19 protein-coding genes are annotated in these 18045 nt (G+C 71.8%); 8 read left to right on the top strand and 11 right to left on the bottom strand.

The features are described from left to right. Positions 1-3: 3 nt before the first annotated feature. Entirely contained in the window at positions 4-828 is an 825-nt protein-coding gene (locus ACFWU3_RS22075; RefSeq protein ID WP_384440103.1) for an LLM class F420-dependent oxidoreductase, read from the bottom strand. A gap of 260 nt (positions 829-1088) precedes the next feature. Between ACFWU3_RS22075 and ACFWU3_RS22080 the strand changes: the two genes are divergently transcribed. Next, entirely contained in the window at positions 1089-2627 is a 1539-nt protein-coding gene (locus ACFWU3_RS22080) for a hypothetical protein (protein WP_384440106.1), read from the top strand. On the opposite strand, the gene ACFWU3_RS22085 is transcribed toward ACFWU3_RS22080, so the two are convergent. Together ACFWU3_RS22085 and ACFWU3_RS22090 are read right to left on the bottom strand one after the other, a co-directional pair. Further along, the gene (locus ACFWU3_RS22085) at positions 2617-3099 is read right to left on the bottom strand and encodes a hypothetical protein (RefSeq protein WP_384440109.1); all 483 of its coding nucleotides are present in this window, start codon (positions 3097-3099) and stop codon (positions 2617-2619) included. The genes ACFWU3_RS22080 and ACFWU3_RS22085 overlap by 11 nt on opposite strands. A 111-nt stretch (positions 3100-3210) precedes the next feature. Continuing rightward, the gene (locus tag ACFWU3_RS22090) at positions 3211-4257 is read right to left on the bottom strand and encodes a GlxA family transcriptional regulator (protein WP_384440112.1); all 1047 of its coding nucleotides are present in this window, start codon (positions 4255-4257) and stop codon (positions 3211-3213) included. Between the two features lie 131 nt (positions 4258-4388). On the opposite strand from ACFWU3_RS22090, the gene ACFWU3_RS22095 reads away from it, so the two are divergent. The 3 genes from ACFWU3_RS22095 (at position 4389) to ACFWU3_RS22105 (ending at position 5934) form a co-directional block, all read left to right on the top strand. Then, positions 4389-4802, top strand: a complete 414-nt coding sequence (locus tag ACFWU3_RS22095; RefSeq protein WP_384440115.1) for a hypothetical protein — start codon at positions 4389-4391, stop codon at positions 4800-4802. Continuing rightward, positions 4799-5227 (top strand): hypothetical protein, encoded by a 429-nt coding sequence (locus ACFWU3_RS22100; RefSeq protein WP_384440118.1) that lies wholly within the window; start codon positions 4799-4801, stop codon positions 5225-5227. Before ACFWU3_RS22095 ends, ACFWU3_RS22100 begins: the two co-directional genes overlap by 4 nt. Before the next feature lie 146 nt (positions 5228-5373). Further along, on the top strand, positions 5374-5934 hold the full coding sequence (locus ACFWU3_RS22105; protein WP_384440121.1) for a cysteine hydrolase family protein: 561 nt from the start codon (positions 5374-5376) through the stop codon (positions 5932-5934). Between the two features lie 85 nt (positions 5935-6019). Here ACFWU3_RS22105 and ACFWU3_RS22110 read toward each other — a convergent pair whose 3' ends face one another. From ACFWU3_RS22110 to ACFWU3_RS22135, 6 genes are all read right to left on the bottom strand, one after another. Further along, positions 6020-6577 (bottom strand): GNAT family N-acetyltransferase, encoded by a 558-nt coding sequence (locus ACFWU3_RS22110; protein ID WP_384440124.1) that lies wholly within the window; start codon positions 6575-6577, stop codon positions 6020-6022. Between the two features lie 642 nt (positions 6578-7219). After that, positions 7220-7891, bottom strand: coding sequence for a response regulator (locus ACFWU3_RS22115; protein ID WP_384440127.1), 672 nt, complete (start codon positions 7889-7891; stop codon positions 7220-7222). Next, entirely contained in the window at positions 7888-9243 is a 1356-nt protein-coding gene (locus ACFWU3_RS22120) for a sensor histidine kinase (RefSeq protein ID WP_384440130.1), read from the bottom strand. Before ACFWU3_RS22120 ends, ACFWU3_RS22115 begins: the two co-directional genes overlap by 4 nt. After that, positions 9236-10426 carry an acyltransferase gene (locus ACFWU3_RS22125; RefSeq protein WP_384440133.1) on the bottom strand — a complete coding sequence of 397 codons (1191 nt, stop codon included), beginning with the start codon at positions 10424-10426 and terminating at the stop codon, positions 9236-9238. The genes ACFWU3_RS22120 and ACFWU3_RS22125 overlap by 8 nt, the downstream gene beginning before the upstream one ends. Then, complete coding sequence (locus ACFWU3_RS22130; protein WP_384440136.1) at positions 10419-11411, bottom strand: alpha/beta hydrolase; 993 nt, start codon at positions 11409-11411, stop codon at positions 10419-10421. The genes ACFWU3_RS22125 and ACFWU3_RS22130 overlap by 8 nt, the downstream gene beginning before the upstream one ends. A gap of 229 nt (positions 11412-11640) precedes the next feature. Next, complete coding sequence (locus ACFWU3_RS22135; RefSeq protein WP_384440139.1) at positions 11641-12525, bottom strand: hypothetical protein; 885 nt, start codon at positions 12523-12525, stop codon at positions 11641-11643. An 89-nt stretch (positions 12526-12614) separates the two neighbouring features. Between ACFWU3_RS22135 and ACFWU3_RS22140 the strand changes: the two genes are divergently transcribed. The 3 genes from ACFWU3_RS22140 to ACFWU3_RS22150 all read left to right on the top strand — a co-directional run bounded on the left by ACFWU3_RS22140 (position 12615) and on the right by ACFWU3_RS22150 (position 15321). Next, positions 12615-13235: an L-threonylcarbamoyladenylate synthase gene (locus ACFWU3_RS22140; protein ID WP_384440142.1), complete on the top strand. Its 621-nt coding sequence runs from the start codon at positions 12615-12617 to the stop codon at positions 13233-13235. A gap of 114 nt (positions 13236-13349) precedes the next feature. Beyond that, positions 13350-14444, top strand: coding sequence for a hypothetical protein (locus ACFWU3_RS22145; RefSeq protein WP_384440145.1), 1095 nt, complete (start codon positions 13350-13352; stop codon positions 14442-14444). Positions 14445-14535: 91 nt separating this feature from the next. Further along, complete coding sequence (locus ACFWU3_RS22150) at positions 14536-15321, top strand: HAD-IIA family hydrolase (protein WP_384440148.1); 786 nt, start codon at positions 14536-14538, stop codon at positions 15319-15321. A gap of 91 nt (positions 15322-15412) precedes the next feature. On the opposite strand, the gene ACFWU3_RS22155 is transcribed toward ACFWU3_RS22150, so the two are convergent. Together ACFWU3_RS22155 and ACFWU3_RS22160 are read right to left on the bottom strand one after the other, a co-directional pair. After that, on the bottom strand, positions 15413-15910 hold the full coding sequence (locus ACFWU3_RS22155) for a GNAT family N-acetyltransferase (RefSeq protein WP_384440151.1): 498 nt from the start codon (positions 15908-15910) through the stop codon (positions 15413-15415). 40 nt (positions 15911-15950) lie between these two features. Beyond that, positions 15951-16361 carry a hypothetical protein gene (locus tag ACFWU3_RS22160; RefSeq protein WP_384440154.1) on the bottom strand — a complete coding sequence of 137 codons (411 nt, stop codon included), beginning with the start codon at positions 16359-16361 and terminating at the stop codon, positions 15951-15953. 211 nt (positions 16362-16572) lie between these two features. Here ACFWU3_RS22160 and ACFWU3_RS22165 point away from each other — a divergent pair, with 211 nt between their 5' ends. Continuing rightward, positions 16573-17847 (top strand): hypothetical protein, encoded by a 1275-nt coding sequence (locus ACFWU3_RS22165; RefSeq protein ID WP_384440157.1) that lies wholly within the window; start codon positions 16573-16575, stop codon positions 17845-17847. Positions 17848-18045: the final 198 nt, after the last annotated feature.

Here is an 18045-nt window from a genome sequence, read left to right on the forward strand (position 1 = left end):
GCCTCAGCGGTACCGGGCGGCGAGGCCGGCAAGCCGGTCCAGGAACGTGTGTGTCTCCCGTTCGGGCGTCGTCGGCACATAGAACAGCAGCCGCTCGACCCCCAGGCGGGCGTACCCCTCGATCTGCTCGGGGTCGTCGGACGCCGCGTACACCGTCACCGGCACCTCACGGTCGGCCAGGGCGCGCAGCCGCTCGATCTGCGGTCCGAGCTGCTGTGGCGACATGCTGTTGGCCAGCCAGGCGTCGCCGAGCTGCGCCACGCGCGGGAACGCGCCTTCCCCGCCGCCGACGTAGATCGGCGGATGAGGGCGCTGCACCGGCTTGGGCCAGGCGAACACCGGATCGAAGTCGACGAACTCGCCGTGGAACTCGGCCGTGTCCTCGGTCCACAGCGCGCGCATGGCGCGCAGTCGCTCGTCCGTGAGCCGGCCACGGGTCGCGGGGTCGGTGCCGTGGTTCCTCATCTCCTCACGGTTCCAGCCGACCCCGATGCCGAAGATCACGCGGCCGCCGGAGACCAGATCGAGGGAGGCCACCTCCTTCGCCGTGATGATCGGGTCCCGTTGCGGGATCAGCGCGATGCCGGTGCCCAGCAGAAGCCGTTCGGTCACCACGGCGACCGCGGTCAGGGCCACGAAGGGGTCGAGGGTGCGGTAGTACATGTCCGGCAGGTCGCCGCCGCCCGGGTAGGGCGTCTGGCGGTCCACCGGGATGTGGCTGTGCTCGGCGATGAACAGGGAATCGAACGCGCGCTCCTCGAGCGCGGTGCCGAGTGCGGTGGGGCTGATGCCCTGGTCGGTGATGAAGGTCGAGACTCCGAATTTCACGTCGGCTCCGGGGACGGTCGGACAGAGGAAGGAACGGGCGGCACAGAACTGCTGACTACCCGCCCCGGGAGGTACGGCTCCCACTGACCACCCGGGTGAACCACCCGTCTCCCCGATCCCCGTACGGCCGCCTGCCGATCCCCGCGCTGCGCACCCGACTTCTGCGGGGTAATTTGTCCCTGTTTGCTTTGCTTTACCTCTCCCGTCCTTCGGGCCGAGGACGAAGGAGGGCCCCGGCCGACAGGCGCGAAGGGTGGACGATGCCGAAGACGACCGTGCACTCGCGGCGGACCCGGACCACGTCGCGCGGACTGCCGGTGGTCGGCAGGCGGTTGTGGAGCCCGGCGGACACGCGGCTGCTCGCGGCCGTGGCGGTCGCGTTCACGCTGATGCAACTGATTCTGGTGCGGCCCTGGATGGGTCTCGGCTGGGACGAGACGGTGTACGTCAGCCAGGTCGGCGGGCAGGCGCCGGCGGCCTTCTTCAGCGCGCCCCGGGCCCGAGGGGTCTCGCTGCTGGTCTCTCCGATCGCTTCCTGGTCCTCGTCCACCGCTTTGCTGCGCGTCTTTCTGGCGGTGCTGGCCGGGCTGGGGCTGTTCATCGCCCTGCGGTGCTGGCGGGGCCTGTTCCCCGTGAGAGTGCTCGCGTCGGGCGGCGCACTGTTCGCGACCCTGTGGATCACGATGTTCTACGGCCCGCAGGCGATGCCCAACTTCTGGGTCGCGATCGGCGCGTTGACGGCGGTGGGCTGCTTCCTGCGGGCCCGGGCCGACCGCTCCGCCCGGGCGCCGGTGTGGGGGGTGGCGGGCAGCGCGGCCCTGATGGCGCTGATGCGGCCGGCCGACGCGGTCTGGGTGGTGCTGCCCCTGCTCGTGCTCCTCGTGTGCGTACCCGGATGGCGGCATCTGCGTCTGTCGGCCGCCCTGTCGGCCGGGCTGCTGGTCGGGGCGGCGGAATGGGTCGTCGAGGCGTACGTCAGCTTCGGGGGTCTGCGCACCCGGATGGCCGAGGCCTCTCGTGTGCAGGGCGACCTCGGCTGGAACATCGCGGTGGGCGACCAGTTGCGCAGCCTGAGCGGCCGCACCTTGTGCCGGCCGTGCACCACTTCGATGCCCGACGTGGCGGTGCTGGTCTGGTGGTGCGCGCTACCGCTGCTCGCCGCCCTCGCGCTGGCGGTCGCGGTCCGGGCCCGGCGCACGTCCCGCACGCTGGTGCCACTGGCGTGCGCCTTCAGCGTGGCCGTGCCGTATCTGTTCCTGATCGGCTATGCCGCTCCCCGGTTCCTGCTGCCCGCCTACGCTCTGCTGGCCATTCCGGTCGCCGACGGGCTCCTGCGTCTGGCCGTCACGCCGAGCGGGCGGTGGCGTCCGGTGGCCGTCGCCCTGCTGGCGGTCGCCCTGGCCGCCCATCTGGCGGTGCAGTACGCGGTACTCTCACGCGCCGTGGAGCGCACGACGGTCTCCCACGCGGCCTGGTCCCGCGTCGTCGACCAGCTGCACCGGCTGGGGGTGCGACCGCCGTGCCTGCTCTCCGGGCACGAGTCCATTCCGATCGCCTACTACGCCGGATGCGCCTCCGTCCACACCCACGGAAACAACGCCAACACCACCGCGGCGGAGATCGGCCGTGCGGCGCGGAGGATGCCGGTCGCCGTGCTCACCACCAGCCCCTCGGCCCTGCCGCGGTACGCCCGCACCTGGCGCGCGTACCGCCTGGAGGACCCGGGTCCGTACCGAGGGCAGTACGTCCACATCGCCCCGGGGCCGACCACCGGACAGCTCGGCCGCGCTACGCGGTGAACGGCAGCCTGTCACGGCCGAGTTGCGCCACCACCAGTCGGCCGTCCGCCCGCACGTTGCACTCGCTGATGACCCGTTCGAACTGGCAGGCCTCGCCGTCGCGGGGATCCAGGCGCAGGGTCACCGTGACCTCGCCCAGGCCCTGGCGTGGGCCGTCCTCCGCCGTGAGTTGGCGGTAGAGCGTGTTCGGCCAGTGGTCCGGGTCGGTGTCCTGCCACATCGTCAGGCTGGGTTCGCTGAAGCGGCAGGCGTGGCCGCCGTGTGGCTCCTGCAAATACGAGTGGCTCAGCGGGAGCGTGCCGAGGAGGGGGGTGAGCCGGGTGCGGAGCTGGTCGTTCTCGATCAGACGATGGCGCTGCCACGTCCTGCCGCTGGTCACGCTCATCCGCAGCGTGGCCAGGAGATAGGGATGGCCGTCCGGCGCGGTCACGGGTTCGTCGCCGCGCCACTTGGGCCAGGGGGAGACGGGCACGGGTAACGGACCCCCGTGGTCCGGTTCTTGGCTGTCTTTGCCGGTCAAACGCATCATCCGCCGCCCTCCATCGGCAAATTATGCCTCGCTGTCGGCTCCGTGCAGGCACGATCACCCTTCACGGCGCGAATATCCGGCCAGCCCCGGGGAGTTGTTGCCGCCCATCGGCGGTGAGGCCGGCACGGGATGGTGTGTTCCGGACTGTGCCTGGGCCGCCCGATAGCGCGAGGGCGGGATCCCGTAGCGGTCGACGAACGCCTGGCGCAGGGTCTCGGCCGTCCCGAAACCGCAGCGCTTCGCGACGCTTGCCACCGGCAGTCCGGTGGCGGCCAGCAGGTGGGCCGCCGCCTCGGTCCGTGCCTGACGCACGAACCGGCCCGGTGTCCGGCCGAGATGCTCGAGGAACAGCCGCGTGAGGTGGCGTTCGCTCACCCGTACCAGCGCGGCCAGCGACTTCGTCGTCAGATCGGCGCCCGGGTGGCTGGTGACGTGGTCGACGACGCGGCGTACGAGGTCGTGCTCGGGCGGGGCGGCGGCGACGAACATGCTCATCTGCGCCTGGTTGCCCGGTCGTTGCAGATAGGTCACCAGTGCCTGGGCCACCCCTCGTGCCAGCTCGGGGCCGTTGTCCTCCGCGACGAACGACAGTGTCAGGTCCAGCGCGCTGGTCACACCGGCCGACGTCGACACCTGGCCGTCGCGGATGTAGATCGGGCTCGGGTCCACGGTGACCTTCGGGTACGCCGCGCCGATCTCGTCGGCCCACATCCAATGGGTCGCGGCGCGTCTGCCGTCGAGGAGACCCGCGGCCGCCAGGACTCCGGCGCCGGTGCACACCGACGCCACACGCCGGCTCTCGCCCGCGAGTCGGCGGACATGGCCCACGATGCGCGGGTTCGCCGCTGCCGCCTTGAATCCCAGGCCACCGGAGACGATCAACGTGTCCAGCGGGCCCTTGATCCGTTCGAGAGACTCCTGTGCCTGGAGAGTCAGCCCCTGGTCGCAGCTGACCGCCCGGCCGCCGGACGTGGCCAGGCGCACGCGGTACGGAGGTCTGGCGCCTCCCAGATTGGCCGCTTCCAGCGTCGAGGTCACGCAGGCGATGTCCAGCAACTGCGCCTCGTCGTAGGCGACGACGACCACCAACCGCTCGTCCATGACTCCCATGCTATGTCCGAATGACAGGGATCCCAAGTATCCGGACACGGTATCCGGCCTTCCTTGCCGCTCCCACGCCGGAATCCGAGGGTGAGGACATCGGTCCGGTCGTCACAGCAGGGAGGGTTCTCATGAGCAACGTCGCAGCGGAACGCGGACACTGGCCGCGCTTCGCACTGCACTACGCGGAGATGGTCGTCGCGATGTTCGCCGGGATGATGGTCTTCGGCGCGGTCGTGGAGGGCATCGCCGCCGCCGCCGACCTCGGGTACTCGGCGGAGCGGCAACCAGCCCTCGCCTCGGTGGTGATGACCGTCGACATGGCGCTCGGGATGGCGATCTGGATGCGCCTGCGAGGTCACCCGCGGGCGGGCATCGCGGAGATGTCGGGGGTCATGTTCGTACCCCTGCCCGTACTCCTCCCGCTGCTGTGGCTGGACGTCATCTCGGACGAGACCCTGATGGTCCTGCTGCATGTTGCGATGTTCCCGCTCATGCTGCTCGTCATGCTCCGCCGCCGCGCCGCCCACGGGGTGCGGTCATGAGCCCGTCCGGCATCGCCGCCCGGATGCGACCGGTGCTGGTCAGGTACCACTGGCCCAGCTGGGTCGGGGCCGCGACCGTGGCGCTGCTCGCCGTCATCGGGGTGCACACGAAGTTCGCGCACGGCATCGTCGTCGCGGCGATCGTCTACTGGGTCTGGGGCGCGGTACGCGGACAGCTGCGGCGGCCCGGCTGGCTGACGCTGGAGACGGCGGGTGTCCTCCTCTTCGGTGCGGTCATGCTGGTGGCCCTGGCTCTCGACGGGGAGCAGGCACGGCTGGTGCTCGCGGCAGGATGGCTGGCCCACGCCGGCTGGGACGTCGTGCACCACCGGGCGGACATGATCGTCCCGCGGTGGTACGCGGAGTTCTGCGGGGTCCTCGACGTCCTGCTGGCGGCCGTGGTGCTGACACTGCCGACGTCGTAGAGCCGGTCGTTCTGGTCCGGCCCGGCTCATCGGTCCGGTCGGGCCGACCCGAACGACAGGCCCTGCCCCGGGGCATACCGTGGGCGGACACCCGTGCCCGGCGCGCAGGAGCTCCGCCTGCCGAGCCCCCTGCCGAGGAGGAGACCATGACCACGCTCGAGAACCGGCCCCACACCGCACTCCTCGTCGTCGACGTGCAGAACGGCGTCGTCGCGGGGGCGCACCAGCGTGACGCCGCCGTCGGGAACATCGGCAGTCTCGTCGAGAAGGCGCGCCGGGAACGCGTCCCCGTCGTCTGGATCCAGCAGACCGACGACGAGCTGGCCAAGGGGAGCGAGAAGTGGCAGATCGTTCCCGAACTGGCCCCGGACGACGCCGAACCCCGCATCGAGAAGGGCTACGGCGACTCGTTCGAGGAGACCACCCTGGAGGCGGAGCTGTCGGGCCTCGGCGTCGGGCGGCTCTTCGTCGTCGGCGCACAGACCGACGCGTGTGTTCGCGCCACGCTCCACGGCGCGTTCGTGAGGGGATACGACACGACGCTTGTCAGTGACGCCCACACGACCGAGGACCTGACCGAGTGGGGCGCGCCGCCGCCCGCCCAGGTCATCGCGCACACGAACCTGTACTGGGCCCACGAGACGGCGCCGGGACGGACGGCCGGGACGGTGGAGACCAAGGAGGTCGATTTCGGCGGCAGGTCCTGACCTGTCCGGCGGGGGGAGGCGCGGGGCGTCCGACCGGCCACGCCGGCCGCCCCCGACAGGCAGTGCGGTCAGGACACGCCGGCGTTCAGGACGCCCTGCCCGCCCGCCAGTCCGGGGCCAGCACCGACCAGATCTCCTCGTCGTGCCGCTTCCCCCGGTACAGATAGCTCTCGCGCAGCACGCCGTCCTTCGTCATCCCGAGCCGCCGGGCCACGGCGATACTGGGCTCGTTCGCCGCCGAGACCCACCACTCGACCCGGTGGATGCCCCGTTCCTCCACGGCCCAGTCGATGATCACGCGTACGGCCCGGGTCACCAGCCCTCTGCCCACGGCCGACGGCTCCAGCCAGCAGCCGGCCTCGGCGGTGCCCTGCTGTACGTCCATCCTCCGGAAGATGACCGCGCCGACGAGCGTGCCGTCCGTCCGGATGCCGTAGATCCGCCCGGTGTCGGCGGCGGCCTTCTCCGCGTACGCGCGGAGGAAGGCCCGGCTCGACTCCAGGTCGGTGACGACATCGGGCAGGCCGTTGTACTGCCCGATGAACTCCCGCCCCCGGTCCACGTGAGCGAGGAACTCCTCGGCCTGCCACGGTTCGAGCGGCCGCAGCTCGGCACCGTCGTCACCCAGGGATGTCGCGTACATCGTCACCTTCTCGTCCACCGTCGGAGTCGGTCCCCGTGGTCTCCGGGGCCGGGGCACGGTATCAGTGCGTGTGCCGCCGGCAGTCGCGCGGTGACGGAGCAGCAGATGGGGCCGTCGCCCGGTTCGTTCTTCAGGGCGGTGACCGCCAGGACCAGGTCGCCGTCGAGCAGCTCGGAGTTCCGCCAGGTGAGGTCGAGCCGCTGGTTCGAGACGGCCGGCGGTGGGCTCTTCCCATAGGTCGTCGGTGATGTCCCGTGTCCTGACAGACGGCGCGAGCGGGCGGAGTCATCGCCCCGCGCCACCCGAATCCCGCGCCGGCACCGACCACGGGCTCCGCGTCCTCGCCAGGGCCCCGGCGCCCCCCCGATCCGGGGTACGAGCCGCACCGGCACCGGGCGCGGTGAAGCCCGGCGAGGCCCCGGGAACAATCCGGGGACGCCCGCGGTTCTGGTCTACGTGGCTGCGGAGGGGACAGTGTCCCCGGGCCCTACCTATAGCCCATGGGGAAGATCGTTCGGCTGAAGCCCCATGGAGCCTTTCGCCGCGAGGCGACCGCCCTCCGTCCGCCACCACGAACGGCCCCGGCAGGCCTCCTCAGTCCTCGGCCGGGGCCTTCTCGTGCGCCGGCAGGCCGGCGCGGGGTCAGTAGCCGGCCGGGCGGACGACGCCCGTTTCGTACGCGTACACCGCCGCCTGCGTACGGTCGCGCAGACCCAGCTTCAGCAGGATCCGGCCGACATGCGTCTTCACCGTCTGCTCCGCCACGACCAGTCGCGTCGCGATCTCGGCGTTCGACAGCCCCTGTGCGATCAGGGCGAGGACCTCGGTCTCGCGTTCCGTCAGAGCTCCGACGCGCTCCATGAGCGGAGCGCGGTGGGTGCGGGTCACCCGCGAGAACTCTGCGATCAGCCGCTTCGTGATGTTCGGGGCGAGCAGCGCGTCACCTGCCGCCACCACCCGTACCGCCTGTGCCAGCTCGGCGGCCGACGCGTCCTTGAGCAGAAAGCCGGAGGCCCCGGCGCGCAGCGCCTCGTACACGTACTCGTCGAGGTCGAAGGTGGTGAGGACCAGCACCTTCACGGCCGGGTCGCCGGCGGGTCCGGTGATGCGGCCGGTGGCCTCAATCCCGCCCAGTCCCGGCATACGGATGTCCATCAGGACGACGTCGGGCGTGAGTTCGGTCACCTTGGCGATCGCGTCGAGGCCGTCCACCGCCTGGCCGACGACCTCGATTCCCGGCTCGGCGTTCAGCAGCACGGTGAAGCCCTGGCGCACCATTATCTGGTCGTCCGCGATCAGTACGCGGATGGTCATGATCCGTCCTCCAGGGGAAACGTGGCGAGCACCTCGTAACCGCCGTCGGGCAGCGGTCCGTTCACGAGATCGCCGCCCAGCATGTCAGCCCGCTCACGCATGCCGAGCAGCCCGTGCCCGCCGTCCCGGGCGGGCGGGGCAGGACCGGAGGCGGCGGTGTTCGTCACACGGACGGCGAGCACGGCCGCGTGGTAGCCGACCTCCACCCGCACACGAGCCCCGGGCGCGTGCCGTATCGCGTTGCTGAGCGCTTCCTGCACGATGCGGAACGCCGACAGTTCGACGCCCGGAGCCAACGGTCGTCGCTCGCCCCTGATCTCCGTGACGACGGTGACACCGGCGCCCCGCACCGTGCCGATCAGTTCGTTCAGCCGGTCCAGGGTGGGCTGCGGGGCATGGCGCACCCCGTCCGCGGCGGCGTCCTCGGAGCGCAGGACGCCGAGGACCCGGCGCAGTTCCGCCAGTGCCTCGACGGCACTGTCCCGGATACCCGCGAGGTTCTCCCTGAGTTCGTCGGACGGGGCTTCGACGAGGTGGGGCGCCACCTGTGCCTGGATGGAGATCACCGACATGTGGTGGGCGACCACGTCGTGCAGCTCGCGGGCGATGCGGTTGCGCTCCTCCAGCAGCGTGCGCCGGGCCCGCTCGCCGGCCGTGAGTTCCTCCTGCACGACCAGTTCGGTCCTGGCGATCTGCCGGCCGCGCAGCGCGGCGCCCAGGACCGCGGCCGTGGCCAGGATCGCGACGGCCTGGCCGAATCCGGCGGGGTGTGACCCCGGCGCCGGCAGAGCGCACAGCAGCCCCACAACGACGCCGACGGCCAGCGCCCCGGCCGCCGCCCGGGGCCGCAGGCGCAGTGCCAGCAGGAACAGCACACCCGCCTGCACGGTGATCGCGGGCCCGGTCCACGGGATCAGACCGCCGGCCGTGGAGGCGTCTCCCACGAGCGCCGGAAGGGCGGCCGTGACCGCCATGGCGGCTGTCGTCACCCACCAGGCCATCACCGGACGGAAGGCCGCCACGACCAGAGTCGCCGCCTGCACCACACCGAGCAGCAGGGCCGTGCCCATGCCGATGCCGTACCGCGGGGAGAAGGCCAGGGCGTTGACGGCGAAGGGGGCGATCACGGCGGCGATCAGCACCAGCAGGACGACGACGGCCGGCTGCCACATCTGCCCGCCCGGTGTGGCGATCGGCGGCAGCGGGCGCGCGGCCGCACTCCACAAGTCCTCGCGCAGCGCCCGCAGGACCGCCCGCGCCGCCGCGGGCACGCGTCGCCCGACGCCCGCCACGCGTCCCGCGTGCGCCCTGCGTCCCACCCCACCGTTCCCCACTCGATCAACCCTAGGCATCGCGTGCTGCCTCCCTCCGGGCGGGACTGCCCCTGCGTACCACCGTGGTGCGCCCCCGCCTCTCCCGTTCGTGGGCCCGGTCCTGCTCGTAGGTTCTGAAAGCGGCCCAGCACACCAGCAGCGCCGCCGCGAACACCGGCAGCCAGAGCACCCTGGCCTGCACCCAGCCCGGGCCGTCGGGAACCGTGTGCAGACCGGGCACCGCTCTCCCCACGAGCAGGGCGGTCGCGGTGACCGCCATCATCGCCGTCTGATGCCAGAGGAAGACGGTCATCGCCGACAGGTTGACCAGCGCCACCGCGGCCCAGGCCGCCGGCCTGGCACACAGCCGTCGCAGCGGGTCGAGCAGCAGCAGGGCCGAGCCGCACTGGGCGAGTCCGAAGGTGACGGCGGCGAGTGTGGGCGGGTCGAGGTTGGAGATCCCGGCGCCCGGCACCCCGACCATGGCCGCCGGATAGCCGGCGAACAGCACCAGCAGGGTGGTGGCCGCCGCGCCGCCCGCCAGCAGGATCCACGCCGTCGCGCGGCTGCGCAGACCGCCCCGCGCCCAGGCGGCCCCCAGGCAGTACGGGATCAGCCAGCCCGCCACCAGGTTGAGTTCGCCGATCCGGTCCGGTCCGGACAGACCGAAGCGGAACAGGTCGACATGCAGGACGACAGCGAGGGGCCACAGCGGATGCAGTCGCGCGGCCACGGGAGTCGCGGCCGTCAGGACGGCGAAGATCAGCAGGAACCAGAGCGGCGAGAGCACCAGCTTCCCGAGAGCGTGCACCGTCGCCCAGCCCGTGCCGCACACCAGCATCGTCCCGGCGGCCGCGGACCACACCACCAGCACGGCGCGGACCGGCCCGAACAGCCTCCCCAGCCGGGTGCGCAGCCACTGCCGGTACGTCACACCGCGTTCGCGTGCCGACAGGTAACTCCTCGCCCCCACCTGCCCGCCGACGAGGAAGAAGACCGCGAGCGTCTGCAACACCCAGGAGACCGGTGTCAGTTGGGGCAGATGCTGGAGAGGGCTCGCGACCCGCACCGTGCCGCTGTCGGCGACCAGCGCGGTCACCAGCCAGTGCCCCAGCACCACTCCGAGGACGGCGAACGCCCGCAGGCCGTCGACGGCACGATCGCGGCCCGGCGGGGTGGCGGCGTCGATACGGCGTACGACGTCCCGTGCGACGTCACGCATGGCGTTCCCCCGCCCGCTCGGTCGCCGAGACGATGCGGGCGATGTTCCGCAGGGAAAGCGACCCTGCCCGCAGATAGCCGCTGTGTCCGCACGTGCCCGCGTTGAAGCGACGCGCACCGAATCGCTCCGACACCGGGTCCGTGCCGAACCCGACGGTGGTGATGAGCAGACCCAGCCGTACGTGGGGCACATCCGCTATCCAGTCGCCGCTGCCCCGGCCCGCCCAGACGGTCGCCCGGGCGCGCAGGTCCCGGACGTTGTTGACGCCGGTGCCGGGGCTGCCGTAGAGCACGATGTCCGATGCCTTCAGCCCGGAGGCGGCACGGGCGCACACGACCGAGCCGTAGGAGTGGCAGAGCACCGCGATGCGGGTGGCCGGGGCCGCCGCCGCCAACTCGGCGACGAAGGACCGCAGGGCGGGTGCCGCGCTCTCGGCCGACCCGGCGGTGAGAGCCGCCGCACTCGGGGTGGCCGGGGTCCGGTAGCCGAGCCAGGCGACGACGGCGCCGCCGTCACCGAGCTGCCGCCGCAGCTCCTGGGCGCCCGCACGGAAGCGCTGGTATCTGTCGAGGCCGGTGTCGGAGCCGGGGACCAGCACGGCGATCCGGTCGGCGTGCGACAGATCGCCGAACACCTCGGCGGCACGGCCGCCGTCGCGGCCGTCGAAGGCGAGGAACCGGCGGTCGGGCCCGGCCATGGCCGACAGCACGGCGGCGCGCCGGCGGTCGCCGTGGCCGGCCGCCGCGCGCTCGGCCGCCCGGATGCCGTCCCGCTGGGCCGCGTAGCGCGCGGCCAGGGCACGGGGGGCGATGTTCACCGGACCGAGGGCGACCGGGGCGGGTGCCGGAACGGCCGAGGGCCGCGCGGCGCCCGACACCGGCACGGCGACGGACGCAGTGACCAGCGCGGCGAGCAGGCTTCGACGCAGACGCAGACGCAGACGCAGACGCAGACGCAGACGGCGGCGGGGTGGGCGGGACGCCATGGGAGGTGCTCCTTCCGTGGTGCAGCAACACGCGGCTGCGATAAGGAAGTTAGGGACAGCACCTCATGGCCGGCGTCCCGCTGGGGAGGGCACCGCGCGGGTAGCTCTCAGGTATGGGGGGTAGGGGCGACGCACCCCCGCCGGACCGCGGACCGCTCACCCCGCCGGGCCGTCCCCCTCCGCCGGACCGCGCACCGGCCCCGCCCCCGGGGAGACCCGCCGATCGACCTCAGTGCCGTGTGCGAGCGTCCGGCGGCAGGACCCGCTCGATCGCCCGCACCATGCGGGTCGGTCGCGCCGGATGCCACACCGCCCGGTCGGCGAACGGCCACGCGTACGTCGGGCTGCCGTCCCGGATGCAGTCGAGGAGCCGCGGCTGGTCGAGCTCCTCTGCCGACCATGCGTACAGCTGCTGCAACCGCGGCCCGATCAGGCCGTAGTCCAGCACCCGGCCGATGTTGTGCTCGACGGCGAGGTAGTCGGCCACCGCGTCGTCGAGGGGGTACCGGTCGGGAAGGACCCGCGAGAGCGACAGGAAGATCCCTGCCATCCCGAGGCGGGGATCGCCGAGCCGTGGACCGAGCGGGGCGAGGCGACCGAGCGCCAGACGCGGGGCCGAGACCAGGGCGTGGGTGTAGAGGACGCGCAGCAGCACGACATTCATGAAGAAGCGTTCTGGCCGGCTCTCCTCGCCCGCCAGATCACGGTGGTCCAGGTAGGCGGAGGCGATGCTCGCGTTGTGGGCCCGGTACCACGTGCGCGCGGTCGGCTCGGAGATGAAGGACATCCACAGTCCGACCGTGGGCGACGAAGGCGTACCGCCCAGTCCGCCGCTGCGGGCGACCGCCTCGCAGCCGTCGCGCAGGAGCCGCTCGTTGACCGCGCGCCACCACGGGCTCCCGGGAAGCGCCCCGTCCGTCGGAGCCAGCACACCGCGACGGATCTGCCAGCGCATGAACGACAGCGCGGCCCGCCGGAAGGGCAGATGCTGCGGGGCCCGGCCGACCGGGCCGTGATACGTGCGGGTGACCAAGGCGAGGCGGGCCGCCGGATCGTCCCGCACGGCCTCGACCTGACTCAGTGCCCACGCTGCGGCGGAATTCCCCGAACCCACGGGCCCATCGTGGGACACGGCCGTTCCCCGTGTCCACCGCGAACGGCGCCTGCGGGGGCCGAACGGGTTCCAGCCCGTAAGCTCGCCGGATGGCGAAGTACTTCGACGTGCACCCCGAGAACCCTCAGCGGCGCACCATCAGCAGTGTGGCGGACAGCATCCGGTCGGGTGCGCTCGTCGCGTATCCCACGGATTCCTGTTACGCCCTGGGATGTCAGCTGGGCAGCCGTGACGGCATCAGCCGGATCCGGAGCATCAGAAACCTCGACGACCGTCACCACTTCACGCTGGTGTGCCAGAACTTCGCGCAGCTCGGGCAGTTCGTGCACATCGACAACGACGTGTTCCGCGCGATCAAGGCGGCGACGCCCGGCAGCTACACCTTCATCCTCCCCGCGACGAAGGAGGTGCCCCGCCAGCTGCTGCACCCCAAGAAGAAGACGGTCGGCGTCAGGATTCCCGACCACGTCGTGGCCCAGGCCCTGCTCGCCGAACTGGGCGAGCCGCTGCTCTCGAGCACCCTGCTCATGCCCGACGAGGACGAACCGATGACCCAGGGCTGGGAGATCAAGGAACGGCTCGACCACGTGGTGGACGCGGTGATCGACTCCGGCGACTGCGGCACGGAGCCGACCACGGTCATCGACTTCTCCGGCGATGGAATCGAGATCGTGCGCCGGGGGGCGGGCGACCCCGAGCGCTTCGAGTAGCCGCGCCGACGGCCGCCGGCGCATGCCCACGGCTGCGTGCCGGCCGACCGGAACCGCGGTCGGCCGCACGTCGTGATAGCACCTGGAAGACGGCCGGGACGAGGGGAGTTCGCTGTGTCCACCAGCGATGTGCGGATCGACGGTAACTGTCTGGTGCTGGGCGGGGGAGTACGGGTGCGGTTCATCCGCACGCTGCGGCTTCCGGAGTCCGGCACCCACCCGCTGCCGCCGGGGCTCGGCGAGTTCCCGGTGCGGCGTGTCGCCGACTTCCCGGACACCGTGCCGGCCGAGTGGCTGGCACGCGGTGGGGTGATGCTCCCGGTGTATCTGCGGGAGGCGATGTGGCTGAGCTTCTCCGGCACCGTGGAGCCGGCCGCACTCCAGGTCGGGGTCGGCAAGGTGTGTGCCGTGTCCGGTGAGCGCTGGAGCGGCAGGCTGACGCGGAAGCCGCAGAACTACGTGGTGCTGCCCCGTCAGCCCTGGCTGGACGGCATCAACTCCGGCAAGGGGACGGTCCGTCAGTTCGTTGCCGTGCCGCTGGGGATGGGTGCCACCGTGGAGGGCCAGGTGACCGGCGAGGAGACCTGGGGCGGTGTGCAGCTCCAGTCGTTCCCGCTCGCGAGCGGTGTTCTTGAGGCCTGGCGCGAGGAGCAGCGTGCCCGCGCAGAGCGCGAGGCGCGGGCCAGGGCGGCGACCGCTCAGGCAGGCTACGGAGGCATGCCGATGCCCGGGGGCGCACCCGCACCGCCCGCCGCGTTCGGCGCCCCGCCCATGGCACCGGCGATGGCCGCGCCGGGCATGGCCCCGCCCCAGCCGCGGGCGGCCGCGATGGGGCTGGGCGTGGGCGGCACCATGCGCCAGGAGGTCTACCAGGACGACCGGCCGCTGTCCGACTGGGCCCAGACGCCCGCGGGCCGGGTCTTCGTCCACCTGGTGACACCCCCGGAGTGGCGTCGCATCACCGGTGAGGCGGCACCCCCGTCACCGGTCGACCGGGCCGCGTACACGCGTGCCGGACTGCCCTGGTTCGACTACTACGACGACGGCGCGGACGATCTCGCGCCCACGGACTCACTCGGCGGGGTCAAGCCGGTCGGCGACTGGCTCGGCGACGACTCCGTGCCCTGGCAGGCACCCGGCGCCCACCAGGTGCATCCCCTCGGCGACGCGCCGCAGCCGGGCAAGCCGGTGGCCGACGGCGACTGGTGACCTCCCCTCGGCGGCCGGCCCCGCAGTACGACGGGGCCGTCCGCCGGGAGGCTCCTTGGTCCGGCCCCCGTCCGTCGGTACGGTCGGGCCCATGGAACGGGTCGGCGCTCTCCTGATCGATATCGACGGTGTACTCACGGTCTCCTGGAAGCCGCTTCCGGGAGCCGTCGAGGCCATGGAACGCGTGCGCGAGGCGGGCGTACCACTGGCCCTGCTCACCAACACCACGTCGCGTACCAGGAGTTCCATCGCGCGGCTGCTCGTGGAGTCGGGGTTCCCGGTCACGGCTGACGACATCCTCACCGCGCCGGCGGCGACCGCCGCGTATCTCACGGAGCACTTCCCCGGGGCCCGGTGCGCGGTGCTCAACAGCGGTGACATCGCCGAGGACCTCGCGGAGGTGACCCTCGTGGACCTCGACGACCCGGATTCCCTCCCCGATGTGGTCGTCGTCGGCGGCGCGGGACCGGAGTTCGGTTACGAGGCCCTCAACACGGCGTTCGCCCACCTCCAGCGCGGAGCCCACCTGCTCGCGATGCACCGCAATCTCTACTGGCGTACGGACGCGGGGCTGCAACTCGACGCGGGTGCCTTCCTCCTGGGCCTGGAACGCGCGGCCGGTGTCGAGGCGGAGGTGCTCGGCAAGCCGGCCGGGGCGTTCTTCGACACCGCCCTGGCCCGCCTCGGCGCGGACGCGTCGCGGACGCTGATGGTGGGCGACGACATCGAGTCCGACGTACTCGCCGCCCAGCGCCGGGGCATCACGGGTGTCCTGGTCAGAACGGGGAAGTACCGCCCCGAGACACACCGGGCCGCGTCCGGTGAACCCGACCACGTCGTCGACTCGTTCGCGGATGTGCCGGGACTGCTGGCGTAGTCGCAGGCCGTGGGCCGAGGGGGCGCCGGTCCGAAGCGGGAGCAGGGACGCCCGCTGGGAGTACGGCACAGCGGCTGACCGCTCCCCGGGGTCAGCAGTCTCTCTCGTACTCCACCTGGTCGAGCAGATTGCCCTCACCGAAGTCGAAGGCCCGCGCGGCGCCGGTCTCGGCGAAGCCGGACTTGGCGTAGAAGCGACGCGACTGCGGGGTGTCGCGCAACGTCCACAGGTGCACCCGCGTGAATCCGTCATCGCGCAGGCGGCTCAGCGTCTTTGTCATCAGCACGGCGGCGACCCCGCTGCCCCAGGCGTCGGGATGGCTGTAGAAGCTGCGGATCTCCGCCATGCCCGGGCGGGCCGGGGACGGGAGGCAGAGGGACAGCGCGACGGGGCGGTCGTCGAGCACCGCGAGCAGGATCGTTCCCGTCCCTCCCGCGACGCGGTCGTGCCAGCGGGTCAGCCTGCTGCGGACACCGCGTGCGGCGAAATCCCGCGCGAAGAAGGGGGCGTACGCCGCCTCCCAGGCGGCGGAGTGGATCTCTCCGAGCACACGTCCGTCGTCCGGCTCGGCCTGGCGCACCTTGATCATCGGCTCATCCTCGTGATGTCGTCCGGGCGTCCCGGTCCGGTCAGGTCTGCGGTCGGACGGACCACGGCCGGAGCCGGCCCGGCCAGACCGCCCAGCGCAGGGAGTCGCACTCCTCCGGCGGCAGCAGGCCCGCGCCGATGAGTGCCGCGCGGCCGGCCTGTCGGCCGGCGATCCGGTAGCCGTACTCGGACGAGTCCACCTCGTGGTGCCTGCCGTCCGTGAGCATGACCGCGGCGGCCACTCCGCCCAGCCCGTCCAGCAGGCCCTCCCGCAGCGCGGGCACGTACTCCGGGGGCAGCCGGTTCTCCGGCAGGGAGTTCCGGAGCTCGAACCCCGCGTCCGCGCGCGGCGGTTCGAAGGTGGCGACGATGTACGCGAAGGGGCCACAGGCGCCGATGTTCATCTTGACGTGGACACGGACGTCGGGTACCCGTACAGGCAGGCCGGTCATGGTCGACACCGTAGAGGTGTCCCGGATCGGCGGTCGACCGGTTTGACGTCGGGGGACGGGGATCGCGGCACCGTCACTCGCGGCGCGTCGGCCACATCCGCCCGTGCAAAACACGTCACATCATGGACCACTTCCGCCCTGTTCCGAATCAACACGTATATTCGGACAGGTGTAACCGGGGGCACGTGTTCGTTTTCTGGGGGCGGAATCTATGGCGCAGAGTGTGAGGGCCCAAGCGCGTGCCCGTGCCCGTAAACGGGCACGCATCCGGTTCGGAGCCGCGGGGGTGGCGGCCGTCGTGGCCGGCGCGGTGGGAATCCTGGCATTGTCCGGCGGGGACGGGGACGGCGCCGCCAACGCGGCGTCACGCAGTGGTGTGGGGGAGAAGTCCGCCAAGGACGACGAGGAGAAGTGGGACGGCACGACCAAGGTGCTGGGGGACGGGTCGACCTCCTACACCGGGCCGCAGCCCAAGCAGCTCGAACCCAGGAAGCTCAAGCCGGGGGAGAAGCCCCCGCAGTTCGTCGTGTTCTCCTGGGACGGCGCCCTGGAGGGCGACGACCGGACGTTCTCCCGCTTCCGCCAGGTGGCCAAGGAGAGCGACGCCACCATGACGTTCTTCCTCACGGGCATCTATCTGCTGCCCAAGGACAAGGCCGGTCTCTACCGCCCGCCGCAGCACGACGTCGGCGCGGCCGCGATCTCGTACCCCACGGACGAGCACATCCGCACCACCCTGAAGGAGCTCGGCGGCGCCTGGAAGGACGGCAACGAGATCGGCTCCCACTTCAACGGCCACTTCTGCGGTGAGAAGGGCGGCGGCGACTGGAGCGTCGAGGAGTGGAAGAGCGAGATCGAGCAGACCTATGGGTTCGTCAAGAAGTGGAAGACGAACACGGGCATGAAGGATCTGCCGCCGCTGCCCTTCGATGTGCAGAAGGAGACCGTGGGCGGCCGCGCTCCGTGCCTGGAGGGCCAGAAGAACCTGATCCCCGCGATCAAGAAGTTCGGCTGGCGCTACGACGCGAGCTCGTCCGGCGACTTCCAGATATGGCCCTCCAAGATCAACGGCATCTGGAACTTCCCGCTCCAGCTCCTGCCCTACCCGGACAAGGAACTCCAGGTCCTCGCCATGGACTTCAACTTCCTCTACAACCAGTCCGGCGGTACCACCGAGGGTGATCCCGCGCGCTACGCGGAGTGGGAGAAGGAGACCCGGGACGCCTACCTCAACGGCTTCGAGCGGGTCTACAACGGCAGCCGCGCCCCCATGTTCATCGGAAACCACTTCGAGAACTGGAACGGCGGCATCTACATGGACGCCGTCGAGGACGTCATGCGGAAGGTCTGCCCCCGCTCCGACGTGAAGTGCGTGTCGTTCCGGGAGCTCAGCGACTGGCTCGACGTGCAGGACCCCAAGGTCCTCGCCAATCTGCGCGGCCTCGACCCGGCGCAGTCCCCGGACTGGAAGACGCTGATCGACTAGGTCCTGTCCGGGGGAGTGCTCGGACAGGCGCGCGTCTCGGGACCGCCCCGTGCCCCTGGCCGCCGCGCCCTCACCCGGACCGCCCGTACGCTCTGCCGCCGCACGCGCCTTGATCGCCGCACGCGTCTTGATCGCCGTACGGAGCCCGGGCGCCTGTACGCCCTCCGGGAGCGACCACCCCCGGCCGCTCCCAGCCCC

It is taken from the genome of Streptomyces sp. NPDC058685 (genome assembly GCF_042714725.1).
Lineage (GTDB): Bacteria > Actinomycetota > Actinomycetes > Streptomycetales > Streptomycetaceae > Streptomyces.